Origin of the sequence: Hymenobacter sp. B81, assembly GCF_044628455.1 — a bacterium.
GTDB lineage: Bacteria > Bacteroidota > Bacteroidia > Cytophagales > Hymenobacteraceae > Solirubrum.
The window spans coordinates 98,879-123,010 of the sequence record NZ_JBIYZW010000002.1 but is presented as its reverse complement, the minus strand read 5'-3'; the positions used below and the strand labels follow the sequence as shown (position 1 = coordinate 123,010).

General features: G+C 64.0%; 23 protein-coding genes. 14 read left to right on the top strand and 9 right to left on the bottom strand.

The features are described 5' to 3' along the window. Window positions 1-42: 42 nt before the first annotated feature. The 4 genes from recG to mutY all read right to left on the bottom strand — a co-directional run bounded on the left by recG (window position 43) and on the right by mutY (window position 4,538). Window positions 43-2,139, bottom strand: coding sequence for an ATP-dependent DNA helicase RecG (gene recG, locus ACE191_RS11635; RefSeq protein WP_400192396.1), 2,097 nt, complete (start codon window positions 2,137-2,139; stop codon window positions 43-45). Between the two features lie 90 nt (window positions 2,140-2,229). Then, window positions 2,230-2,823, bottom strand: a complete 594-nt coding sequence (gene gldD / locus ACE191_RS11630) for a gliding motility lipoprotein GldD (RefSeq protein ID WP_400192395.1) — start codon at window positions 2,821-2,823, stop codon at window positions 2,230-2,232. A gap of 128 nt (window positions 2,824-2,951) precedes the next feature. Next, entirely contained in the window at window positions 2,952-3,404 is a 453-nt protein-coding gene (locus ACE191_RS11625) for a single-stranded DNA-binding protein (RefSeq protein ID WP_400192394.1), read from the bottom strand. A gap of 90 nt (window positions 3,405-3,494) precedes the next feature. After that, complete coding sequence (gene mutY / locus ACE191_RS11620) at window positions 3,495-4,538, bottom strand: A/G-specific adenine glycosylase (RefSeq protein WP_400192393.1); 1,044 nt, start codon at window positions 4,536-4,538, stop codon at window positions 3,495-3,497. Between the two features lie 188 nt (window positions 4,539-4,726). Here mutY and ACE191_RS11615 point away from each other — a divergent pair, with 188 nt between their 5' ends. From ACE191_RS11615 to ACE191_RS11605, 3 genes are all read left to right on the top strand, one after another. Further along, complete coding sequence (locus ACE191_RS11615) at window positions 4,727-5,074, top strand: HU family DNA-binding protein (RefSeq protein WP_400193409.1); 348 nt, start codon at window positions 4,727-4,729, stop codon at window positions 5,072-5,074. Window positions 5,075-5,182: 108 nt separating this feature from the next. Continuing rightward, entirely contained in the window at window positions 5,183-6,094 is a 912-nt protein-coding gene (locus ACE191_RS11610; protein WP_400192392.1) for a tetratricopeptide repeat protein, read from the top strand. A 383-nt stretch (window positions 6,095-6,477) separates the two neighbouring features. Then, complete coding sequence (locus ACE191_RS11605) at window positions 6,478-8,196, top strand: ribonuclease E/G (protein ID WP_400192391.1); 1,719 nt, start codon at window positions 6,478-6,480, stop codon at window positions 8,194-8,196. Between the two features lie 75 nt (window positions 8,197-8,271). Here the strand turns inward: ACE191_RS11605 and ACE191_RS11600 are convergent, their stop codons facing one another. Then, the gene (locus tag ACE191_RS11600) at window positions 8,272-8,964 is read right to left on the bottom strand and encodes a porin family protein (protein ID WP_400192390.1); all 693 of its coding nucleotides are present in this window, start codon (window positions 8,962-8,964) and stop codon (window positions 8,272-8,274) included. Window positions 8,965-9,072: 108 nt separating this feature from the next. Between ACE191_RS11600 and gldB the strand changes: the two genes are divergently transcribed. Together gldB and ACE191_RS11590 are read left to right on the top strand one after the other, a co-directional pair. Further along, window positions 9,073-10,080: a gliding motility lipoprotein GldB gene (gene gldB, locus ACE191_RS11595; RefSeq protein WP_400192389.1), complete on the top strand. Its 1,008-nt coding sequence runs from the start codon at window positions 9,073-9,075 to the stop codon at window positions 10,078-10,080. Window positions 10,081-10,164: 84 nt separating this feature from the next. Continuing rightward, window positions 10,165-11,364, top strand: a complete 1,200-nt coding sequence (locus ACE191_RS11590; protein ID WP_400192388.1) for a glycosyltransferase family 4 protein — start codon at window positions 10,165-10,167, stop codon at window positions 11,362-11,364. On the opposite strand, the gene nth is transcribed toward ACE191_RS11590, so the two are convergent. From nth to ACE191_RS11570, 4 genes are all read right to left on the bottom strand, one after another. Next, window positions 11,361-12,035, bottom strand: coding sequence for an endonuclease III (gene nth, locus ACE191_RS11585; RefSeq protein ID WP_400193408.1), 675 nt, complete (start codon window positions 12,033-12,035; stop codon window positions 11,361-11,363). The two genes, ACE191_RS11590 and nth, sit on opposite strands and share 4 nt — an antisense overlap. A 22-nt stretch (window positions 12,036-12,057) precedes the next feature. Continuing rightward, window positions 12,058-12,288: a hypothetical protein gene (locus ACE191_RS11580; protein ID WP_400192387.1), complete on the bottom strand. Its 231-nt coding sequence runs from the start codon at window positions 12,286-12,288 to the stop codon at window positions 12,058-12,060. Further along, window positions 12,227-12,862: an RNA polymerase sigma factor gene (locus ACE191_RS11575; RefSeq protein WP_400192386.1), complete on the bottom strand. Its 636-nt coding sequence runs from the start codon at window positions 12,860-12,862 to the stop codon at window positions 12,227-12,229. The genes ACE191_RS11580 and ACE191_RS11575 overlap by 62 nt, the downstream gene beginning before the upstream one ends. 332 nt (window positions 12,863-13,194) lie before the next feature. Next, entirely contained in the window at window positions 13,195-13,746 is a 552-nt protein-coding gene (locus tag ACE191_RS11570) for a DUF6799 domain-containing protein (RefSeq protein ID WP_400192385.1), read from the bottom strand. Between the two features lie 191 nt (window positions 13,747-13,937). On the opposite strand from ACE191_RS11570, the gene ACE191_RS11565 reads away from it, so the two are divergent. The 9 genes from ACE191_RS11565 to ACE191_RS11525 all read left to right on the top strand — a co-directional run bounded on the left by ACE191_RS11565 (window position 13,938) and on the right by ACE191_RS11525 (window position 24,125). Next, the gene (locus ACE191_RS11565) at window positions 13,938-15,248 is read left to right on the top strand and encodes an MFS transporter (RefSeq protein WP_400192384.1); all 1,311 of its coding nucleotides are present in this window, start codon (window positions 13,938-13,940) and stop codon (window positions 15,246-15,248) included. Between the two features lie 132 nt (window positions 15,249-15,380). Beyond that, window positions 15,381-15,959 carry an RNA polymerase sigma-70 factor gene (locus tag ACE191_RS11560; RefSeq protein WP_400192383.1) on the top strand — a complete coding sequence of 193 codons (579 nt, stop codon included), beginning with the start codon at window positions 15,381-15,383 and terminating at the stop codon, window positions 15,957-15,959. Window positions 15,960-16,051: 92 nt separating this feature from the next. Next, on the top strand, window positions 16,052-16,783 hold the full coding sequence (locus ACE191_RS11555; RefSeq protein WP_400192382.1) for a head GIN domain-containing protein: 732 nt from the start codon (window positions 16,052-16,054) through the stop codon (window positions 16,781-16,783). 228 nt (window positions 16,784-17,011) lie between these two features. After that, window positions 17,012-17,740 (top strand): head GIN domain-containing protein, encoded by a 729-nt coding sequence (locus tag ACE191_RS11550; RefSeq protein WP_400192381.1) that lies wholly within the window; start codon window positions 17,012-17,014, stop codon window positions 17,738-17,740. Window positions 17,741-17,813: 73 nt separating this feature from the next. Continuing rightward, the gene (locus tag ACE191_RS11545) at window positions 17,814-18,437 is read left to right on the top strand and encodes a hypothetical protein (RefSeq protein WP_400192380.1); all 624 of its coding nucleotides are present in this window, start codon (window positions 17,814-17,816) and stop codon (window positions 18,435-18,437) included. A gap of 15 nt (window positions 18,438-18,452) precedes the next feature. After that, on the top strand, window positions 18,453-19,628 hold the full coding sequence (locus ACE191_RS11540) for a serine hydrolase domain-containing protein (protein WP_400192379.1): 1,176 nt from the start codon (window positions 18,453-18,455) through the stop codon (window positions 19,626-19,628). A gap of 304 nt (window positions 19,629-19,932) precedes the next feature. Next, on the top strand, window positions 19,933-20,667 hold the full coding sequence (locus ACE191_RS11535) for a head GIN domain-containing protein (RefSeq protein ID WP_400192378.1): 735 nt from the start codon (window positions 19,933-19,935) through the stop codon (window positions 20,665-20,667). Between the two features lie 103 nt (window positions 20,668-20,770). Then, window positions 20,771-23,143 (top strand): carboxypeptidase-like regulatory domain-containing protein, encoded by a 2,373-nt coding sequence (locus ACE191_RS11530; RefSeq protein WP_400192377.1) that lies wholly within the window; start codon window positions 20,771-20,773, stop codon window positions 23,141-23,143. 154 nt (window positions 23,144-23,297) lie between these two features. After that, the gene (locus ACE191_RS11525) at window positions 23,298-24,125 is read left to right on the top strand and encodes a DUF4249 domain-containing protein (protein ID WP_400192376.1); all 828 of its coding nucleotides are present in this window, start codon (window positions 23,298-23,300) and stop codon (window positions 24,123-24,125) included. Window positions 24,126-24,132 lie beyond the last annotated feature (7 nt).

The following is a 24,132-nucleotide window of genomic DNA, read 5'->3' as shown; positions in this document are numbered from 1 at the left end:
CGGACGACTCCTTTCAGAGTCGTTTTTTTTTGCCCGTTCGGCTCAGCTGATGCGGCTCCAGTTCACGGTGGTGCTGGGCAACGACTCGATGTGCCGCCGGATGTTGCCATTCTCGGGCTGGGCCAGCAGCGGGTCTTCGTTAAGCAGCTCCTGCGCCGCCGCCCGCGACTCGGTCAGAATGCGGCCGTCCTTGGCCAGGTCGGCAATCAGCAAATCGAGCAGACCGCTTTGCTGGGTGCCCATCAGGTCGCCCGGACCGCGTAGCTTCAGGTCGATGTCGGCAATTTCAAACCCGTTGTTGGTGCGCACCATGGTTTCGAGGCGGGTGCGCGAATCCTTGCTGAGCTTGTAGCCGGTCATCAGCACGCAGTAGCTCTGGTCGGCGCCGCGGCCCACGCGCCCGCGCAACTGGTGCAGCTGCGAAAGCCCAAACCGTTCGGCCGATTCAATCACCATCACCGAGGCATTGGGCACGTTCACGCCCACCTCAATCACCGTAGTGGCCACCATAATCTGGGTCTGGCGCTGCAGAAAGCGCTGCATCTCGGCGTCCTTCTCGGCGGCGCTCATACGCCCGTGCACGATGCTGACCTGGTATTCGGGGAAGGCCCGCGTCACGCTCTCGTAGCCGTCCATCAGATCCTTGTAATCGGCCATGGCCTCGCTTTCCTCAATGAGTGGGTATACCACGTACACCTGCCGCCCTTCGCGAATCTGCTGGCGCATGAACTCGAACACCTTCAGGCGGTTGGCGTCGAAGCGGTGCACCGTAACGATGGGCTTGCGGCCGGCGGGCAGCTCGTCAATTACCGACACGTCCAGGTCGCCGTAGAGCGTCATGGCCAGGGTGCGCGGAATGGGGGTGGCCGTCATCACCAGCACGTGGGGAATCACGTGGGGGTTTTTCTGCCAGAGCTTGGAGCGTTGGGCCACGCCGAAGCGGTGCTGCTCGTCCATGATGGTCAGGCCCAGGTTGCGGAACTGCACCACGTCTTCGAGCAGGGCGTGGGTGCCCACGAGCATGTGCATCTCGCCCGCGCGCAGCTGCTCGTGCAGCACCCGCCGCTCGGCTGTGCGCGTCGAGCCGGTGAGCTTGCCGATTTTCAGGCCTAGCAGATCGGCAAACTGTTTCAAGCCGATGTAGTGCTGGTCAGCCAGAATTTCGGTGGGGGCCATCAGGCAGCTCTGCGCACCGTTGTCGGCGGCCATGAGCATGGCAATGAAGGCCACGATGGTTTTGCCCGAGCCCACGTCGCCCTGCAGCAGGCGGTTCATCTGCTTGCCAGCGCAGAAGTCCTTATAGATGTCGTGGATAACGCGCTTCTGGGCCCCCGTCAGGTCGAAGGGCAGCACGTTTTTGTAGAAGTGCACCAGGGTGGGCACCTTGTCGAAAATCTGGCCAGCCAGCTCCACCTTGCGCTGGGTGCGTTGGCGCAGCAGCTTAAGCTGAATGTAAAACAGCTCCTCAAACTTCAGCCGGAAGCGGGCGGCCTGCAGCAGCTCGGTGCTCTGCGGAAAGTGAATCTGCTGCATGGCCTCGGCCTTGGGCATGAGGGCGTAGCGCTGCAGCAGCGCCGGCGAAAGGGTTTCGGTGATGTGCGGCGCGGCCAGCTTCAGCAAACTGCCCATCAGCCGGCTCAGGCCCTTGCTGTCGAGGTGGAAGTTGCGCAGCTTGTCGGTGCTGGAGTACACCGGCTGCAGAAACGAGGCCCCGGGCTTCTGCTCCGACACTTCTTCCAGTTCGGGGTGCACCATCTGCGGCTTGCCGTTGAAGAGGGCCGGCTTGCCGAAGGCCACGTACTCCTGGTGGTTCTTCACGAATTTCTCGAACCACTTCACGCCCTTGAACCACACCAGCTCCACCGTGCCGCTCTCGTCGTGGAGCTGGGCAATGAGGCGCTGCTTGTGGCCTTCGCCGAGTAGTTCCTTGGTGCGCACCGTGCCCTTCACCTGCACCATGGGCAGGTCGTCGTGCAGGTCAACGGCGTGGTAAATCTGGGTACGGTCGAGGTAGCGGAAGGGATAGTGCTGAATCAGGTCGCCGTAGGAGTGGATGTTCAGCTCCTTGCGCAGCACGTCGGCGCGGCGGGTGTCCATGCCCCGCAGACTCTCGACTTTGGTGTTGAAAAAGCTACTCATCGATTCAATGAGCAATGATCAATGAACAATGAGTAATTGGCCGCGGAGGCGGCTATGGCTACTCATTGTTCATTGATCATTGATGATTGTTCATTGATACTTCAGCGTATTGACCAGCTTGACGATGTCCTGTTTGACGTAGTCAATCACCGGGGCCAGCGAGTCGTTGGCCACCGCGGTGCGGAAGTACAGCGCGCCGCGGAAAAAGTGCCGGGTCGAGTCGGTGGTGTAGAACTGAAACTGGCTGGGCACGTCGCCGCTGAGCTCGAACACGGCCACGTTCAGCCCGCCCGGGGTTTTCATCATCGACTCCTCGATGGCGGTGGCCTTGATCTGGTGCTTGCTGGTCAGCTTGCGCGCGTCCTCCATCATTTTGGCAAACAGCGCGGGGTTGCGGCGGATGTCTGAATAGGTAATCTGCACGCTGGCCTTAAACTGCGGGTAGTACACGTTGATCCAGTGTGGCTGCGCCAGGTAGGAAGAATCGGGCAGGATGCGGGCGTGGCGCGAATACTCGAAGGAGTAGGGGTGGCCCGGGCCCAGCGGCTGGTAGGCGTGGGGCGGCAGGTCGATGCGGTTGAAGCCCTTCGGCTTGGGCGTGTAGTCGTCGGGGCCGCCCGAGCAGCCCGTCAACAGCAGGCCGGCAGCAAACACCGGTAGGCAGCGGCGAAAAATAAAGCGCATCGGTAAACAGATCAGAAGTCAAAAGTAGCCATTGAGCCCGGCATGTAGGGCCCGGCTTTGCCGCCGGGATGCAAAACGCCCCGGCCGCAAAGCAACCGGGGCGAGGCTTACTGGGGCAAACGCCGGGTTTAGAAGGGAAGTTCGTCCATTTCGGGCTGCTGGCGGAAGGTCTTCTGCTCGGCCGCGGTGGCCTTGTCGGCGGCCTGAGCGGGCTGCTGGGCGTGGCCGTTGGCGCCCTCGCCCGGCCCGCGGCCGCCGCCGAGCATGGTAATTTCGTCGGCTACGATTTCAGTAACGTAGCGCGTCTGGTTGTCCTTGTCCTGGTACTGACGGGTGCGAATCTTGCCCTCCACGTACACCGACTGGCCCTTGCGCATGTACTTCTCGGCTACTTCGGCCAAGCCGCGCCAGGCCACAATGTTGTGCCACTCGGTGCGCTCGACGCGGTTGCCGCTTTTGTCTTTGTAGGTTTCGTTGGTAGCCAAACGGAACTGGGCCACGGCGCTGCCGCTTTCCAGGTGCCGCACTTCCGGGTCGGTGCCCAGGTTGCCCACGAGAATGACTTTGTTAACGCTCGACATGGGGTTGAATGGTTGAGGGTGAAAGAAATAGCTACTGGTTTAGCTTACTACAATAACTAAATAAAGAGGCACATTTCCAAGCGTTTTAGCTTAAATAATGCCTTGCCGAGCGAGAAAATTTGAGATGATGACGGGCTTGGGCAATTGCTCGATCTGAGCTGAGGTAAATGCCTGAAGACCAGTTTGTTCAAGCGCCTGATCGGGCAGCGGCTGGTCCAGCCACAGTTCGTGAAACCGGGCTTCCACTTTCTGGTGACTGAGGGCGTGGCGCATAGCGGCCGCCGGCTCGGCCACGCGGTTGGCTGCAATCCGGCTGCCCAGCCGCTCGGCTTCGGCCAGCACCTGCTGCGGGGCCAGTTCGGCCTGCGGGGTTTCACGGAGCCAGAAGTCGTAGAGGCTGTGCCAGATGTCCTTGTCGGCCCGCCGGCGCAGGTAAACGGTATCGGCGTGGCGCAGCACGAAATACTGGAAATAGCGGGTGCGGGCGGCTTTGGCCTTGGTTTTGACCGGCAGCTGGCGGACCAGACCGTGCTGAAACGCGAAGCATTGCTCGCGCAGCGGGCAAAACAGGCAGTCGGGGTTGGCGGGCGTGCACTGAATGGCCCCGAACTCCATGATGGCTTGGTTGTACTCGGCGGGCTGCTCCACCGAAATCAGCTGGTCGGCCAGTAACTGAAACTCGCGGCGGGCGGCCGGCGTGGCCACGTCGGCGCTGATGCCAAACACCCGAGCCAGCACCCGGTACACGTTGCCGTCGACCACGCCCACCCGCTCGTCGTAGGCAAACGAGGCTATGGCCGCCGCCGTGTAGGGCCCGATGCCGCGCAGCTTCAGCAGCCCGGCGTAGGAGCCCGGAAATACGCCGCCGTACTCATCGACTACCTGCTGGGCGGTGTGGCGCAGGTTGCGGGCCCGCGAGTAGTAGCCCAGGCCCTGCCACAGGCGCAGCACTTCCTGCTCGGGGGCGGCGGCCAGATCGTGCACCGTGGGGTAAGCCGCCAGAAACTTCTGGTAGTAGGGAAGTCCCTGCTGCACGCGGGTTTGCTGCAGAATGATTTCCGACAGCCAGATGGCGTACGGGTCGCGGGTGTGGCGCCAGGGCAGGTCGCGGCGGTGCCGCGGGTACCAATCCAAAAGGGCTTGGGCAAAGAATGGATGGGACGGAGCGGGGAGAGTGTTGGTCAACCTGTTGATTTTGAATATATTGCCTCGGCTATGCGCCGGTCTTGGTATTTGGCAATTGGGTTTGTAAAACCAAAAAACGGGACTACCTTTGTGGCCCGAAATGCCTACCGGGCAAGGGCTTACGGGTTTTTACAAGCATTTTTTGCCTTTCTTTTTCACACTTTCAGGTTCCTAGCACAGTGACCAAAGCAGAAGTAATTGCCGAAATCGCCGAAAAGACCGGCATTGAGAAAACCGACGTGTCAGCAACCGTAGAGGCTTTCTTCAAAGTGGTGAAGGATTCGATGGCCAGCGGCAACAACATCTACGTGCGAGGCTTCGGTAGCTTCGTCAACAAGAAACGCGCCCGGAAAGTAGCCCGCAACATTTCGAAAAACACCTCCATCATCATCGACGAGCACTACATCCCGAGCTTCAAGCCGTCGAAAACCTTCATCAGCAAGATCAAGAACAGCAAGAAGGTAAAAGAGCTGGTGCAAGCCTAGTTCGGCTCCCGGTTCCTGAAAACGCTGCGTTCTTCGTAACATTGCCGGCCGCCGCCGAGCGGGTCTGTTTTCCAACAGCCGCCCGGCGGCCGCCTTTTTCTCTCCCGCATGGCCGCTCGCCGCTCTTCCTTCGTTCCGCAACTTCTGGTATTGGTACTGGCCGCCGGGCTGGTAGCGTACCTGTTTCTGCTGCCGAAGGGCGTGGTGAAGCCCAAGGAAGGCAAGGGTGAACTGGCCCAGGATGCGGCCCGCACCGCCAACCGCGACGGCGGCGGACCCGCGACGGCCGGCTCCAAGGCCGAGGCTTCGTCGGGACCGGTGCCGGCCAGTGGCGGCGCCACCGCCCAGCAACCCCACACCCAGGCTTCGGCCGAGCAGCGCAAGGAGCTGAACGCCCTACTGGCCCGCTACCGGGCCGCCGAGGGCGCCGGCCGCCTGAGCCTGGCCACCGACCTGGCCAAGCAGTACCAGCAGGTGCAGCGCTTCGACAGTGCCGGCTATTACTACGAGCAGGTAGCCCAGGCCCGCCCCGGCGAGCAGGCCTGGAAGCGCGCCGCCGATCAGTACTTCGAGGCCTACAGCTTCGCGGCTACCGAGGAGCGGGCCAAGATGCTGGGCGGCAAAGCCCAGGGCTTGTACGAAAAGGTGCTGAACGAAAACCCGCAGAACCTCGACGCCAAAACCAACCTGGGTATGGCCCTGATGGCGGGCCCCAACCCCGTGGCGGGCATCACCATGCTGCGCGAGGTGCTGGCCACCGACCCCCGCAACGAGAAGGCCCTCTACAACCTGGGCATTCTGGCCCTGCAAAGCAACCAGGCCGACAAAGCCGTGGACCGCTTTCAGGAGCTGGTGAGGGTGAACCCCAAGAACGTCACCGGGCAGTTTTACCTGGGCGTGGCGCTGGCGCAGGATGGGCAGAAGGAAAAGGCCAAGCAGGCTTTCCAGAAAACCAAGAGCCTCAGCTCCGACCCCGGCCTGCTGACCTCGGTAAACGAAGAACTCCAGAAATTGCAGTAACCCCACTGGTTGGGCCGGTCCGCAAGGCCGGCCTGAGCAGTGGTTTTGAAACCTCATTCATCAACCCAAACCTCACAACTCATGCCCTGCGGTAAAAAGAGAAAGCGTCATAAGATTGCCACTCACAAGCGGAAAAAGCGCCTGCGCAAAAACCGTCACAAGAAGAAGTAAGCCCGCGGGGGTTTGCTGGGCGCTGGGCTGGCTCTAAGCCGGCGGCGCGCCCCATGTTTCACCCCGCCGACTCCTGGGCGTGGCTTTCGTTGCGTTTTCCCCGTGGACCATCAGTAGGGGAAGCTGGTACCTGACCGGTGCTGGCTTCCCTTCTTGGTTTTTGCGGGCAACGGCAAGGCTACTCCCGGACGGCCGGCTAACCCCGAACTCCATTGAGTAACGAATTAATCATTAATTCTACTCAGGAAGGCGAGCGGATTGCCCTGCTGCAGGACAAGCGGTTGATCGAATACCACTTCGACCGCAACGACACCAACTACGCGGTGGGCGACATCTTTCTGGGCACCGTCAAGAAGGTGATGCCCGGCCTGAACGCCGCGTTTATTGATATCGGTTATCAGAAGGACGCCTTTCTGCATTACGGCGACCTGGGAGAGCAATTCCAGACGCTGGCCAAGTGGACGCGCCTGGTGCACACCGGCAAGGCGCCGGTAGCTCACCTGAAGGGCTTCCCCCGCGAAGCCGCGCTGGAAAAAGTCGGCAAGATGGCCGACGTGCTCAAGAAAGGGCAGCAGCTGCTGGTGCAAATCGTGAAAGAGCCGATTTCCACCAAGGGCCCGCGCCTTTCCTCCGACCTCTCCATGGCCGGCCGCTACCTGGTGCTCATGCCGTTTTCCGACACCATCTCGGTGTCGAAGAAAATCGTCAGCCGCACCGAGCGCGACCGGCTGAAGCGCCTCATTGCCTCCATCAAGCCCGACGGTTTCGGCGTGATTATCCGCACCGTGGCCGAGGGCCGCGACGTGGCCGAGCTCGACCGCGACATGCAGAACATGGTGGGCATGTGGGAGCGGCTCTACCAGAACCTGCGCACGGCCAAGCCCAACGACAAGGTGCTGGGCGAGCTGGGCCGTACCTCGTCCATGATCCGCGACATGCTCAACGAGTCGTTCGACGCCATCCACGTCGACTCGCAGGCCATGTACGACGAGCTGAAAACGTACCTGCAGCAGATTGCGCCCGACAAGCCCGACCTGCTGAAGTTCTACACCGGTAAGACCAAGGTGTTTGAGCAGTTCGACATCGAAAAGCAGCTCAAAACCCTCTTCGGCAAAACCGTGACCGTGCCCGGCGGCGGCTACCTCGTCATCGAGCACACCGAGGCCCTGCACGTCATCGACGTGAACTCGGGCAACAAAAGCAACCAGCAAAGCGACCAGGAAGCCACCGCCCTGATGGTGAACCTGGCCGCCGCCAAGGAAGTGGCCCGCCAGCTGCGCCTGCGCGACATGGGCGGCATCGTGGTGGTCGACTTCATCGATATGCGCTCGGGCGACAGCCGCAAGAAGGTGGAGGACACGGTGTACAACATCATGGCGCAGGACCGCGCCAAGTTCACCATCCTGCCCATCACCAAGTTCGGCCTGCTGCAGATTACCCGGCAGCGTGTGCGCCCCGAGCAGAACATCATTACCACCGAGGTGTGCCCCACCTGCGGCGGCACCGGCAAAATCACGGCGTCCATCCTCGTCACCGACGAAATCGACACCAGCATTGCCGACCTGCTCGTGAACCAGAACCACTCGGGCCTGACCCTGCACGTACATCCCTTCCTGCACGCCTACTACACCAAAGGCCTGGTGAGCAAGCAGATGAAGTGGTACCTGAAGTACTACAAGTGGGTGAAGGTGGTGAAGGACACTTCGCTGGGCCTCACCGACTACCGCATTCAGGACGAGCGCGGCGAAGACATCGAGCTGCACAGCCGNGTACCAGCTGGGCCAGAGCACCCGCGTGTTTGCCGGCCTCTCCTACCACCGCGGGCTGTTCAACATCGACCGGTACTTCGAGAAGGAGCGCAGCAACATGAAGGGCGTGACGCTGAAAAACAACGAGTTGGCCCTCGACTTCGGCCTCAAGTTCTAGCCTGAGCAGCGGCTTTGAACAGCAGAAGCCCGGCAGTCAGCTGACTGCCGGGCTTCTGCTGTTCAAAGCCGCTGCTCAGGCTAGAACTTGAGGCCGAAGTCGAGGGCCAACTCGTTGTTTTTCAGCGTCACGCCCTTCATGTTGCTGCGCTCCTTCTCGAAGTACCGGTCGATGTTGAACAGCCCGCGGTGGTAGGAGAGGCCGGCAAACACGCGGGTGCTCTGGCCCAGCTGGTACTCCACGCCCAGGCCGGCCAGCAGGGCCGCGTCGGGGATGATGAAGTGCTTGGAGGCTTTCAGCTCGGTGGCCGTAGCCGGGTCGGTGTAGTACTTGCTGCTGTTGATGCGGCCGGCTACGGCGGCGTTTACGGTGCCGCCCACCTGGAAGTACAACTTGGTGTCGGTGGCAACGTCGTTGGTGAACAGCTTCACCGTCACCGGAATTTCCAGGTACTGCAAGCTGATTTCCTGGCTGCGACGCACCTGGGTGGGGTCGTTGGGTGCGGTCTGGTCGAGGTAGTTGATTTTGCCGCCCTTGCTGGTGAGCAGCAGCCCGCTGCTGAAGGCGTAGTTCTGGCCGAAGAAGTAGTCGACGATGACGCCGCCGCCGATGCCCAGCTTGCTGCCGTCGGAGGCGAAACCCAGGCTGCCGGGCGCATCCACGCGCAGGCTGGCAATGCTGGGTGACACTTTCAAACCGATTTCAACCTGGGCCGAGGCCGAGGTAACGATGCCCGCCAGCAGCAGCGGCAGCGCGAGTAAGGCTTTTTTCATGGGAGGGATGACACGCAACGGTGTCGTTGGGCGTTCATACGAGCCGCCGGCCCGGCGAGGTCCGGGTTTTGGCTAATTTCGCCTCAAATATAGAAGCCCTCCCGACACATGTCCCTGCGTTTGCGCCCCTGGTTAAGTACCCTGCCCATCGTCGTCCTGCTGCTGGCAAGCTGCAGCTCCGACAACGCCCGGTGCGAGTTGGCGCCCGAGGTGGCGCGGGTGGAAGCGCCGGTGCGACTGGAGCGCCTGGAAAAGTCGTTTTTCCAGATTCGTACCCCCGACGACGCCCGCCGCTTTCTCGACCAGAACCGTTTGTTCAGCCGCTACTTCCTGCAGCGCGGGCAGGTGCCCGACCCCATTCTGCAGCAAACCCTGGCCCGGCTGGCCACCAACCCCGGCCTGCAGGAACTCAGCCGCCAGGCCGACAGCACCTTCAGCGACACCACCCGCTGGCGCGGCAACCTGCAGCAGATGTTTCAGCACGTGCGCTACCACTTCCCCGATTTCCGGGTGCCGCAGGTCAAGACCTTCGTGAGCGGGCTGAGCCAGGACTTGTTCATCAACGACAGTCTGCTGGTCATCAGCACCGACTTTTTCGTGGGGCCCCGGGCCAAGTACCGGCCCAACGTGCCCAACTACATTCTGCGCCGCTACCGCGCGGAGTACGTGCTGCCCACCACCGCCCTGGCCGTGTCGAGCAAGTACAACAAGAAGCAGCTGACCAGCACCTCGATGCTGGCCGAAATGATTCAGCACGGCAAGGCCCTGTACTTCGCCGAAAAGGTGTTGCCCTGCACCGACGATTCCCTGCTCATTGGCTTCCCGGCCAAGGACCTGCAGAACGTCAACTTCAACGAAGCCAAGATCTGGGGACACCTGCTGGAGAAAAACCTGCTCTACAGCACCTCGCCCTTCCTGATTCAGAAGTACGTGGCCGAGCGCCCCAACGTGCCCGAAATCGATAAAACCTGCCCGGGCCGGGTGGGCCAGTGGGTGGGCTGGCAGATTGTGCGCAAGTACATGGCCGAGCATCCCAACGTGACGCTGCCCCAGCTGATGGCCACCACCGATGCCCAGCGCATTCTGAGCGAGTCGCGCTACCGCCCGCGGAAGTGAATGAGCGAGTGAGTGGATAGTGATTTTACAGCTCATCCACCGCTGCTCAACTCACTCCTTCACCGAACCACCGATTCACCGTTTGTGCACATTGCCGTTTTCAGTCAGTACCACACCAACCCCGACTGCCCGGCTACCAGTCGGCACTACTCGCTGCTGACCCACATTGCCCGGCAGCACCGGGTTACGCTCATCAGCACCGATACCTGGGCGCCGCAGCGGCTCACCCAGCAGTTTCCGTGGCTGCCCGCAGGCGTGGAAATGCGGGCCGCCCGGGTGCCCTACCACAACCGCATGGGCGTGGCGCGGCGGGGCTGGTCGTTTGGGCAGTACGCGGCCTACGCGCTCTGGGAAGGTCTGCGCATCGACCGGCCCGACGTTATCTGGGGCATCAGCACGCCACTGACGGCCGCCTGGGCCGCCGCCCAGGTTGCCCGGCTGCGGCGGGTACCCTGGGTGTTCGAGGTGCAGGATCTGTGGCCGGCGTTTCCCATTGCCATGGGCGCCGTGCCCAACGGCCTGGCTCAGCGCCAGCTCTACGCCCTGGAGCGCAGCCTCTACCGCTCGGCCCGCCACATCGTGCCCCTCTCGCCCGACATGACCGCCTACGTGCAGCAGCAGGGAGTACCCGAGAGCAAAGTAACCACCGTGCTCAACGGCACCGACCTCGATCTGGCCGCGCGGGCAACCGATGAGCAAGTGCAGGCTTTGCGCCAACGCGAAGGGCTGCAGGACCGGCGGGTAGTGCTGTACGCCGGTACCTTCGGCCGGGCCAACAGCATTCCAACGCTGGTGGAAGCGGCCAAACAACTGGCCGAAACGCACCCCGATGTGGTGTGGTGTTTTCTGGGCCACGGCTACCACGACCAGCTGCTGCAACAGGCGGCCGCGCAGCACTCTTTCATCCGATTAATTGAGCCGCAGCCCCGCCACGCGGTATTTGCCTGGTTCCGGCTGGCCGAGGTGTCGGTGGCGCCGTTTCTGGGGTTGCCCGTGCTCGATGCCAACTCGCCCGCCAAGTTCTACGACAGCCTGGCCGTCGGCACGCCCGTGGTGGTAACCAACGGCGGCTGGACCAAACATTTTGTCGAGCAGCACCGCTGCGGCTGGTTTGCCCCGCCCGAAGACGCCCCGGCTTTGGCCCGGACGCTGGGGGCCGCCCTCAATGATGCCGCTGAATTAGCTGCCGCCGGGCAGCGCGGCCGGCAGGTCGCCCGGGAGCAGTTCGACCGACAGCAGCTTGCCGCTGCGGTGCAGCAGATTCTGGAGCGGGCGGCCAGCTAAATTGGGGCCACGATGGGCTCCAGCCCGGGGCGCACCTTGTCGTGGTAGTACTTGCAGAAGTCGGTGAGCGGGCACTGCTCACATTTGGGCCGGCGGGCCACGCAGATGTAGCGGCCGTGCAGAATCAGCCAGTGGTGGGCCTTGGGAATAAGGGCTTCGGGAATGTACCTGACCAGGGCTTTTTCCACTGCCAGCGGGGTAGTGGCCGTGCGCGGCACCAGCCCCAGACGGTGTGCTACGCGGAAAACGTGCGTATCCACCGCCATGGCGGGCTGGTTGTACACCACCGACACGATGACGTTGGCCGTTTTGCGGCCCACGCCGGGCAGGCGCTGCAGCTCCTCCAGGGTACTGGGGACTTCGCCGCCGAAATCGGCCATCAGCATCCGGCCCAGCCCGGCCAGGTGCTTGGCCTTGTTGTTGGGGTACGACACGCTACGAATGAGCGCAAACACGTCTTCCACCGACGCCGCGGCCAAGTGGGCCGGCGTGGGGAACTGCTCGAATAGCGCGGGAGTAATCTGGTTGACGCGCTTGTCGGTGCACTGCGCGCTGAGCACCACTGCCACCAATAGCTCGTAGGGGCTGCGGTAGTGCAGCTCGGTTTCGGGCTCGGGAAAGTGGGTAGTGAAGTAGGCCAGAAAGCGGCGAAACCGCTCGGCCCGGGGCATGGAAGCTACGGGCACGTGCGGTTTAGCTGGCGCGCATGAACGTGCGCGAGTACTGAAGAATGTTCTGCGTGGCCTGGTCGTTGGGGGCATCCTGCAGGCCGTCGAGGCAGCGCTGGGCCAGCAGCAAGTCGGCGCAGCGCGCGGCCAGCTCGGCGTCGTGCAGCAGGGCCTGCTCTACTTCCCGCTGCTGCTTAGCTGGCAATTCGTTGTACACATACCGGAGCAGCGTCTCGTGGGTAAAGGTTTTGATCATAGAAAACAGGTTGCGCGGCCATTTTCTTCCGCAGGTTGATGAGCGCGTAGCGCATACGGCCCAGGGCCGTATTGATGCTCACCCCCGTCGCGTCGGCAATTTCCTGGAAGCTCATGTCGCCGTAGTGACGCATGATCAGTACCTCCTTTTGCGCGGCCGGCAACTCCTGTATCAACTCCCGAAGGCGGGCGTGGGTTTCGTCGCGGGTCAGGGTTGCATCAATTCCTTCCTCGGCGTGCGCGAGCGAATTGAAGGCGTGGCCCGTGGCGTCGAGGTTGAGCTGCGGATTGCGCTTTTGGCGGCGGAAATAATCGATGGCCAGGTTGTGAGCAATGCGGCAGATCCACGACGAAAACTTTCCCTCCTCGTTGTACCGACCGCTTTTCATGGTGTGCACGGCTTTCACGAACGCATCCTGCAGCAGATCTTCGGCCACCACCGTATCCTTCACAATCAGCATGATGGTGGTGAATACGCGGCGTTTGTGCCGATCGAGCAACAAGGCGAAGGCTTCTTCTTTGCCGGCAATGTAGAGCGAAATCAACGCGGAGTCGCTCGGCTGCATGGGTTCCATAAAGGCTGTACGGTTAAGGGAACGTAGAGCTTTAGGCCATAGTATGCAGCTGCCGGTGAAAATTTAAGACGTAAGCGTCGGGGAGAAGAAGAGGTGCTTGTTCCAAATGTAGAATTATGACCCCATCCGTGCAATATACCATTGCGCTTCGGCGGTATTTTTTTTCACAGCTGAACAGTAACTGCTGCCAAAAGCAGTATTGACAGTGGGTTTAAGTGAGTTATTTGGTTGATTGTCAGTCTAAAGCATTGGTTGCACGGGTGCAGCGCGAAAAAGACCCCGCGGCGGCGAGGCCAGCGGGGTCTAGTAAATAAGGCAACGTGTCGGGGCAGTTACCGCGGCAGCTGGGCGTCGAGGGCGCGCAGCTGCTCGTCGTAGGCGGTGGGAGCGGGGCCCAGGGCCTGGGTAGCCCGGGCGGCGAGGCGGTCGGTGAGCTGCAGCAGCAGGGCCAGACGCTTTTCCAGCTGCTCGAGCTGCCGGAGCTGCGCGGCCGAAGCCGCCGCGCCGGGCCGGCCCGGCACCACGATGCGCGTTTCGGTAGCCCCGGTCACCTGCCGGTCGCGCTGCTCAATGGCCTGGGCGGCCTGCATGTCGTCGCGCAGACCCACTACCACGCCCTGCAGGTTCACGGCCCGGCCCTCGGGCAGATGCTGGCGGGTGCCGTCCTTTTTCACCAGCAGGCCATTGGGGTTGATAACGGAGCCGTCGTCGAGGGTGAGGGGTGCCGTGAGCCGGCTGACCTGCCCGCCTTGCAGGCGCATCATTGTTCCGTTCTGGCGAAAGGCCCCGTCCTTAATACCGTAGGCCGGCGCCGACTGGGCCCTGCTCAGCTCGGGAACAGCCAGTAAACTCATCATCAGGAGCAGCAACAAACACAGGCGCATAGCGGAGAGGCGCGCCGGAATGCCTGCGGCGCCGCCGGTGGTGCTTACGCAGGCCCGACCCCGGGCGTTCCGGTTGGGCTGCCCGGGCGTGGTCGGCAAGAAAGAACGGCGGCGGCGGAACTCCCGGCCGGCCGCGGGCGTAGCGGGCCGGGCCCCCCGGGCTACTACTTTTGCGCCCTTAGTTTCTGCCAATGACCGCTGCCCGAGCTTCCGCCGCCCACGACCCCTACGCCGCCCTGCGCATTCCCGAGTTCCGCCGGCTGATTTCGGCCCGCGTGTGTCTGGTCATTGCCACCCAGATGCAGGCCGTGGTAGTGGGCTGGCAGATGTACCAGCTCACCAAGGACCCGCTGGCGCTGGGCCTCATCGGGCTGGCCGAAGCCATTCCCAGCATCGTGGTGTCGCTCTACGCCGGGCACGTGGCAGACTCGATGCCCCGCAAGCGCATTATCGTCACGGCCCTGTCGGTGTTTATGCTTTGCTCGATGGCGCTGTTTCTGTATACCCGGCCCAGCGGCAGCTGGCTGTTGAGCCAGTACCACACCCTGCCCATCTACGCGGTCATCTTCGTGAGCGGCATTGCCCGGGGCTTTTTGGGGCCGGCGCTGTTTTCCTTTATGCCCCAGCTGCTGCCCGACCGCGCCCGGCTGGCCAACGCCATTACTTGGAACAGCGCCACCTGGCAGGCTTCGTCGGTGCTGGGGCCGGTAATTGGGGGCTGGATTGTGGCCCAGGCGCTGGTGCGCATCGGCGGGGCCTCGCTCACCGGCCTGAGCGCGGCCTATGGCGTCGACCTCGCCCTGACGGTGGTGTCGCTGCTCTTGTTCAGCACCATTAAGGGGCGGCCGCTGCCGGCGCGCGAGGGCGAGGCGCTGAGCTTGAAGGAAAGCGTACTCACCGGTATTCAGTTCATCTTCCGCAACCAGATTGTGCTGGCGGCCCTCTCGCTCGACTTGTTCGCGGTGCTCTTCGGGGGCGCCGTGGCCCTGCTGCCCATCTTCGCCGACGAGATTCTGAAGGTGGGGCCCAACGGCTTCGGCATGCTGCGCACGGCGCCGGCCGTGGGCTCGGTGCTGATGGCCGTGCTGCTGACCTACTTCCCACTACGCCGCCACGCCGGGCGCCGCCTGCTGTGGGCCGTAGCCGGCTTCGGGCTGGCCACCATCGGCTTTGCCTTGTCGAGCAACTTCTGGGTGGCCTTGCTGCTGCTGTTTTTCACCGGCGTGTTCGATTCGGTGTCGGTGATTGTGCGCTCCACCCTTATTCACACCTACACGCCCGAGTACATGAAGGGGCGCGTGTCGGCCGTAAACAACATCTTTATCGGCTCGAGCAATGAAATCGGCTCGTTCGAGTCGGGAGCCATGGCCCGGCTGATGGGGGTGGTGCCCTCGGTGCTGTTCGGCGGGGGCATGACTTTGCTGGTGGTGGGCGTGACGGCCCTGAAGGCCAACAAACTGCGCACCCTCGACCTGACGCCCCAGGAGCCCGCTGCCGCGTAGGCGGGGCGTCATCACCCGAATATGTTAGGCATAGGATAATAGTTGGGTGGGTCTATATTCTGCGGGGAGCCGTAGCTTTGCGCCACGGCCGCGCTACGCGGCCGTGCCCCGCCGCCCGCCTGCCCTGCCGTCATGCCCGAAGTCGAAACCCTTGATGCGCTTGAAGTCCGGCTGGCCGAGCTGCAGCGCACCGATGGGGAAGCTTTCATGCAGGCGCTGTTCCGGGGCTACTACCGGCCCCTGGCCAACGTGATTTTCCGGGTGGTGCAGGACCGCGACGTGGCCGAAGACCTGCTGCAGGACGTGTTTATGCGCGTGTGGACCAACCGCGATACGCTCAGCATCGGCACCAGCTACAAGGCCTACCTGTACCGCGCCGCCATGAACGCGGCCCTGCGCCACGCGGAGCGCAGCAAGCGGCAGGTAGCTTGGGACGAGGCCGGCGTGGCCGAGCCGGGCCGCGACACCACCGCCGAGCAACTCGACGGCCAGGAGGCCGAGCAGGCCGTGGCCGCCGCCCTCGAAGCCCTGCCGCCGCAGTGCCGGGCCGTGTTTCTGATGAGCCGCCAGGAGGGCCTGAGCTACCAGCAGATTGCCGAGGCCCTCGACGTGGCGCCCAAGACGGTGGAAAACCAGATGGGCAAGGCCCTGCGCATCATGCGCGACAAGCTCAGCGGTTTCTTCACCGGCCTGTATTCCTGGCTGCTGTAAGCTTCGCTCAGTTTTTTTTCGCGGCGCCGTGGGGGTAGGCGCGGAGTTGCGGGTCTTAACGCCAACAACTCCCTCAACTACCTGCTTCGGCTATGAAAAACATCCTGCTCCTGCTCGGTCTCATCACGGTCACGCTCCTGTTCTCCAGCTGCGAAAAAGGCGAACTGGGCCCCTGGGTACGCGGCGTGGGCCCCGTCGAAACCGAAACCCGCGCCGTCAATCATTTCAGCCGACTCGAAGTCAAGGACCACATCGAAGTGGTGATAAGCCAGGGCGACCAGCCCGAAGTGCGCCTCGAAGCCCAGCGCAACGTCCTCGAAGTGGTGGAGGCCCGCGTCAGTGGCGACCAGCTGGTGCTGCGTACCACGCGCCCCATTGCCGGCAAAAACACCAAGCGGGTGCGCGCCTTCGTAACGGTGCCCGCGCTTTCGGAAATAGCAGTGGGCGACCACGCCGCCGTGCGCAGCAGCAGCGCTTGGAGCGCCGGCACCTTCCGCCTGCGGGTGAAAGACCACGGCACGGCCGAACTGCTGCTGGGCCAGGTCGACAACCTGCTCACGGCCGTCAAGGACCACGCCAGCCTCAAGCTCAGCGGCCGCGCGCGCCGCCAGGAAGTGTCGGGCCACGGCCACGCCTCGGTTCAGGCCTTTGACCTCAGCAGCGAACAGGCCGCTGTCGACGTCGACGACCACGCCTCGGTGCAGATTCAGGTTAGCGGCCAGCTGCACGCCACGGCCCGCGACCACGGCCACGTGAGCTACCGCGGCCAGCCGGCGGTGTCGGTGCATACTTCCGGCCACGGCCAGGTAGGCGCCACCAACTAAGGCCGCCGCGGGTGTGCCAGGTTTCGGCCCGCCGCCACATCTACGTGTGATGCGCCGCGGCTACCGCGCCCGGTAACTTTGCCAGCGCGGTGGGCAACCACCTGATTGCTTGCGCGTCTGTCGGCAACCAAAGGCACGGGCAGCACCAGCCAACGCGGCGTTTCACCCCCTGAAGCAACCCGGCCCCACGCTTCTTCTCCCGTTCCCAACTCCCTCATCCTACCTGCTATGAAAACCCATCTTCTTCTGGCGCTGCTGACTGCCGGCTCGCTCAGCCTGGTCGGCTGCAGCAAAGACGGCCCCAACGCCACCATTCGCGGCGAAGGCCCCAGCGTAACCGAAACCCGCACCACCGGCAGCTTCAGCCGCGTGGAAGTAGCCACCGACGCCGAGGTCACCATCAGCCAGGGCCCGCAGCAGGAAGTGCGCGTGGAAGCCCAGCGCAACATCCTCGACGTGCTCGAAACCGAGGCCAGCGGCGGGCGCCTGCGCATCGAAACCGGGCGCTACAACCTGCGCAGCCACACGCCCATCAAGGTGTTCGTGACGGTGCCCTCGCTCACCGAGGCGCGACTCTCCTCGAACGGGCGCATTCTGAGCACCGCGGCCTGGAATGCCAGCTCGTTTCGGGTAGAGGACACCGGCTCGGGCAGCATCGAGCTGGCGCTGGGCCAGGTGCAGAACCTGACCACCAGCATCACCGGCTCGGGCTCGGTCAGCCTGAGCGGCGCGGCCGACGCGCACACCGCCCGGCTCACGGGCTCGGGCGAGCTGCAGAGCTACGGCCTGCAAACCGCTACCACCGACCTGGAGGCCACCGGCTCGGGCCGCAGCTACGTGCGCGTGGCTACCCGCCTGACGGCGAAACTGACCGGTAGCGGCTCGGCCTACTACAAGGGGACGCCCGCCGTGGCGGCCCAAACCACGGGCTCGGGCCGGGTGGTCGACGCCAACTAGCCGGCCGGCATCTCCTTCTTTTCTCTCCCACACAAGGCCGCGCCGGGCGCGGCCGGCTTGCCGCTGCGCTATTATGCAACTCTCTCCTTTGGGCCGGCTGATGCTGCTGGCCCTCGGCGTCGCCCTGCTTGGGCCGGCGTCAGCCCGGGCGCAGGCCCCGCTACTCGACCGCCTGACGGTGGGCCTGAAGCTGACTTCCCAGGCCTACGGCCTGCCTTTCCGCAATGTGGGCCAGGGCCGGCGCAACCTGGGCGTAGCCGCTGAACTCAGCTACGCCTACAACTCGCGCCAGACGCTGCTGCAAACCCTGCAGCTGGGCGTGCAGCACCACCGGGAGCACGGCAACCAGTACTCCGTGAACACCCAGCTGGCCTACCGCCCCACGCTGCTGGGCCGGCTGGAGCCGGGCGTGGCCCTGGGCCTGGGCCGGGTGTACTCGTTTGCCAACCCCCGCAACCCCGTGTACGAGCAGGACGGCAGCGGCACCTGGCGCAAAAGCGCCCGGCAGCACCGCGGCCACTGGCAGGCACCGCTGTCGCTCAGTTTGGGCTACCGCGTTCAGCGGTCGGAGGGGATGCAAGTCACGCCCTTCGTCGACTACCAAATCACGCCCATCATCAACTACAACGAAGCTTTCGTGGCCTTTCCGTACTCGCTGCTGTCGGTGGGAATGCGCGTGAAGCTGCCCCAGAGCTAACGCCGTCCGACCCCGATGAACTACGCATTTCACTTCCGCCTGCTGCTGGCGCTGCTGACCACGCTCGGCCTGGGCAGCTGCCAGAAAGAAAGCTTCGAGCAGGAGCTGCGGGCGCCGGTAGCCCAGACCTTCGACGCCAACCACCCCTGGGCCGCCGATCTGCAGGCCATTATCGACGACTACGCCCGGCGCGGGCTGCCCGGCATTGTGGTGGCGGTGCAAAGCCCGGCCGGCCGCTGGGAAGGCACCGGCGGCTTGGCCAAAGTAGAAACCGGCACCCGCCTGGCACCCGGCTACGTGCACGCCGCGGGCAGCGTGAGCAAGATGTACACCGCCGCGGCCGTGCTGCGCCTGCAGGAGTTGGGCCGCCTGCGCCTCGACGAGAAAATCAGTGCCTACCTGCCCGCCGACGTCAGCCGCCAGCTCACCCGCCCCGGCGACATCAGCGTGCGCATGCTGCTGAGCCACACCGCCGGCGTGCCCGACTACGTGGACAACCTCAACTACCAGCTGCGCTGGTACAACGAGCTGACCAAGCCCTGGACGGCCGACGACGCGCTGCGCTACGCCTACGGCAAGCCCCTGCTGTTTGAGCCCGGCACCCAGTACAGCTACTCCAACAACAATTACGTGCTGCTGTCCCTGCTCATCAACCACGTCACCGGCACCCGCGAAGGCGAGTGGCTGCGCGACAACATTCTGCAGCCGGCCGGCCTCACGCGCACCTACTACAAGGCCCAGCCCGAGTACCTGGAGCGCCTGCCCCTGCCCAACTTCTACTTCGACCGCTACGGCAACGGGCGCGTGGAGAACATCACGGCGGCCACGCTCACCGAAATCCGCAGCGAGCTGGGCGACGGCGGCCTGGTGGCCACCGGCCTCGACTTCGTGGCCTTTATGGAGGCGCTGGCCCAGGGCCGTATCGTGTCGGCCGCCTCGTGGGCGCAGATGCGCACGCCGGTGCGGGGCGAGTACGGCCTGGGCATCGACGTGTGGGACCTGAAGGGGCGCAAGCAGTACGGGCACTCCGGGGCGGTATTCGGGGCTTCGGCCGTGCTGCTGTACTTCGACGACCAGCGCGCCGCGGTGTTCGTGGGCAGCAACGTCGACGCCGACCTGGTGCCGGGCAAAACCCTGCAGCTCTACCACGAAATGAAAAACAAGGTGCTCGACTACGTGGCCGCGCACTAAGCCCCCGGTCGCGCCCGTCTGATGCCGCCCGCTCCCGCCCGGAGCGGGCGGCGCTGTTTCTGACCGCCGGGCCGGTAGAGACGCATACTTGCGTCTCCCGCCCGAACGACCCGCCCAAACGGCCAATCGACCTCATGGTGCGGACGATTGGGAGGCGACGTCAGCAACGATTGAGACGCGGGTATGCGTCTCTGCATCAGGCGGCTGAAAAAAAGATGAAATATTTTCCGGTCCGGCGTAGGGGTAGGGGCGGGGTTGCGGGTCTTAAGACCAAAGACCCCGAACTCCCAACCGCTTACCCGCTATGAAAACCTCCCTCTTCGCCCTGCTTCTTCCCGCCACGCTCGTACTGGCCAGCTGCAACCGCGACGGCGACGACGCCTTCGGCCCCCGCGTGCGCGGCACCGGCCCCACCCAATCGGAAACCCGTACCCTGAGCAACTTCAGCCGCGTCGAGCTGAAGATCGACGCCGAAGTCATCCTTACCCAAGGCCCGCAGCAGCAGGTGCGCATCGAAGCCCAGCGCAACATTCTCGACGTGCTGGAAACCGAGCTTAACGGCGACCAGCTCGAAATCGAGTTCGGCCGGGTGAACGTGCGCAGCCACGACCCCATCAAGGTGTACCTCACCGTGCCCTCGCTCACCGAGGCCCAGGTAAACGGCTCGGGCTCCTTGCGCACCGTCACCCCGCTCACGGCCGACCAGTTCCGCGTGGCCGTGTCGGGCTCGGGCAAGGCCGACCTGTACTTCGCCAGCGTGAACAGCCTGCGCAGCAGCATCTCCGGCTCGGGGGATATCCTGCTGGCCGGCACGGCGCCCGCGCACACCAGCAGCATTTCGGGCTCGGGCCAGGTGAAGGCCTACGAGCTGAGCACCCAGGATACCTACGTGTCTATCTCGGGCTCGGGCAAAAGCTACGTGCAGGCCGCGCGCACCCTCAACGCCGAAATCAGTGGCTCGGGCACCGTGTACTACCGCGGCACGCCGGTGGTGACCACGCGCATCTCGGGCTCGGGCAAGGTGCTCACCGGCAACTAAGCCCCGCGCCGCCTCCGCTTACCCACTGCTCCTACTTCTCTACCGGGGTGCGCTGGCCGGTTTCTGCTCGTCGGCCCGCCGCCCCACGCTCTGAAAACAAACGATGAAACCCCTCTTCCCACTCGGACTGGCGGCGGGCCTGCTGCTCGCCGCGCAGCCCGCCTGGAGCCAGCAAACGCCGGCCGCCGGCAAGGCCACCCTCAGCGGTACCCTGCGCGACGCCACCACCGGCGAAGCCCTCGTGGGCGCTTCGGTGTTCGTGCAAGCCCTGGGCCTGGGCGTAAATACCGACGAAAACGGCCGCTACGCCCTCGAGCTGCCCAAGGGCACCCACACGGTTACCTTCCAGATCATCGGCTTTGAAACCCGGCAGGAGCAAATCAGCCTCACCGAAAACCTGACCCGCTCGCCCAAGCTCACGGCCCAGCGCCTGCAAACCCAGGAAGTAGTGGTGCAGGGCGTGCGCGCCGAAGACAACGTGAAAAAGCCCGCGATGAGCGTCAACCGCCTCGACATGAAGACGGTGAAGCTCATGCCCGCCCTGCTCGGCGAAGTGGACGTGGTGCGCAGCATTCAGCTGCTGCCGGGCGTGACGACGGTGGGCGAGGGGGCCTCGGGCTTCAACGTGCGCGGCGGCAGCATCGACCAGAACCTGATTCTGATGGACGAGATGCCCGTCTACAACGTCTCGCACCTGTTCGGCCTGTTCTCGGCCTTCAATCCCGACGCGGTGCAGGACATGACGCTCTACAAGGGTGGCATTCCGGCCCAGTACGGCGGCCGGCTCTCGTCCCTGCTCGACGTGCGCCTGCGCGACGGGCACGCGGCCGACAAGCTGCGGGTGAACGGCGGCATCGGGCTGATTTCCTCGCGCCTGGCGGTGGAAGCTCCGCTGATTAAGGACCGTACCTCGGTGGTGCTGGCCGGCCGCCGCTCCTACGGCGACCTGTTTCTGAAGCTGGTGCCCGAGCAGCGCGACAACCAGGCCTACTTCTACGACCTGAGCGTGAAAGTCAGCCACAAGTTCAGCGCCCGCGACCGGCTGCAGCTGACGGGCTACCGCGGCCGCGACGTGTTCAACTTCGCGAAAGTATTCCAGAACGACTGGGGCAACACCGGCGGCACCATCCGCTGGACCCACCAGTTCTCGCCGCGCCTGGTGGGCAACTTCTCGGGCGTGGCCGCCCAGTACGACTACTCGCTGGGCGTGCCGCAGGGTACGCAGGCGTTTGAGTGGAAGTCGAGCGTGCGCAACCTCACCGGCAAGGCCGATCTGAGCTTTCTGCTCAACGAGCGCAACACCCTCTCGGCCGGCGTGAGCGGTACCCGCTACGTGTTCGACCCCGCCACCGTGAAGCCCCTGAGCGCTGAGTCCATCTTCACCGGGCTGAAAGTAGACCAGCAGCAGGCCGGTGAGTACGCGGCCTATATCGACAACGAGCAGACGATTTCGCCCCGCCTCCAGGCCCAGTACGGCCTGCGCGTGTCGGTCTTCGACTTCCTGGGCAGCGGCACCGCCATCTACGACTACGCCGGCGCCGTGGGCCAGCGCAAAGACCCCTCGAACGCCCGCGTGGCCCGGGACGGCGAGGTGGTGAAGCGCTACGCCAGCCTGGAGCCCCGCGCCTCGCTGCGCTACACCCTCACGGAGCAAAGCTCCCTGAAAGCCAGCTACAACCGCACGGCTCAGTACATTCACCTGATATCGAACACCACGGCCTCGTCGCCGCTGGACGTGTGGAGCCCGAGCACCAACAACATCGGCCCCGAGCGCGGCGACCAGGTAGCCCTGGGCTACTTCCGCAACTTCCAAGACAACCAGTACGAGGCGTCGGTGGAGGTGTTTGGCAAGACCATGAGCAACCAGATCGACTACGTGAACGGGGCCAACACCCTGCTCAACAAGCATCTGGAAGGCGAGCTGCTCTACGGCGACGGCCGCGCCTACGGGGCCGAGTTCTTCGTCAAGAAAAACCAGGGCCCGCTCACCGGCTGGGTCAGCTACACCCTCTCGCGCTCCGAGCGGCAGATCGAGGGCATCAACGCCGGCCAGTGGTACCCCAACAAGTACGACAAGACCCACTCGCTCTCGGTGGTGGGGTTGTACGAGCTGAGCCCGCGCCTGTCGGTATCGGCCAACTTCGCCTACGGCACCGGGGTGGCCACCACCTTCCCCAACGGCCGCTTCGTGTACGAGGGCCTGGTGGTGCCCGTGGTGGGCGGCGACGCCCGCAACAACTACCGCGTGCCGGCCTACCACCGCCTCGATTTGGGCGCCACGCTCAAGAACCGGCAGAAACCCGGGCGCCGCTGGCAGAGCGAGTGGGTGTTCTCGGTGTACAACGCCTACGCCCGCCGCAACGCCTACGGCATCTACTTCCGCCAGAACCAGGACAACCCGCGCAAAACCGAGGCCGTGCGCCTCTCGGTATTCGGCACGGTGCTGCCCTCGGTGTCCTACAACTTCAACTTCTAACCTGCTGCCGCGAATTGTGACTTTTCCGCTGACCCGGGTTCGGACTGCTTTCGGAGTGCCTTCTCACTGCCTTCTCGGAAACGCCTCCCAAACCCGCCTGCGCCGTCGGCCCCGAAATAGCACATTCCCAAGCCTCGCCCTGCCCGCCTTCGCTATGAAACGCTTTCTTTTTCTGCTGACCATCCTCGCCGCCGGCCTGCCCTTCAGCAGCTGCACCGAGGTGATTGACGTGGACCTGCCCGCGCCCGAGCCCCAGCTCGTGGTGGAGGGCAACATCACCGACCAGCCCGGCCCCTACAGCATCCGGCTGAGCAAAACCGGCGCCTACTTTGCCGACCAGGAATTGCCCGCCGTGCGCGGCGCCGAACTGGTGCTGACCGACAACGAGGGCCACCGGGAAACCCTGCGCGAAACCGCCCCCGGCCTGTACCAGTCCAGCCAGCTACAGGGCAAAATCGGCGGCCAGTACGTGCTCACCATCCGCGCCGAGGGCCAGGAGTACCGCGCCGCCACCGAAATCAAGCGCATTCCGAACATCGACAGCTTCACCCAGCAGCGCAAGCAGAACGAGCCGGGCTGGGAAGACGGCTACTACGTGCTCTACAACGGCCCCGAGCTGCCCGGCGTGGGCGACTACTACCGCTTCAAGCTCTATCAGAACGACACCCTGCGCAACGACCCCGACGAGCTGGTGGTGACTTCCGACGAGCTGGTCGACGGCAAGTACATCGGCAACCTGGAGCTGACCGACCGCGGCTTCCGCGTGGGCGACCGGGTGCGCATCGAGCTGCTGAGCTTGCCGCGCGACTACTTCTACTTCCTCAACGAGATGTTCACCCAGATCAACAACGTGGGTTTGTTTGCCGCCCCGCCGGCCAACGTGCGCACCAACGTGCTGAACACCAACCCCGCGGGGCCCAAGGCCGTGGGCTACTTTGCCGGCACCGCCGTGCGCACGGCCTCCCTGGTCATTCAGCCGTAGGGCGCTA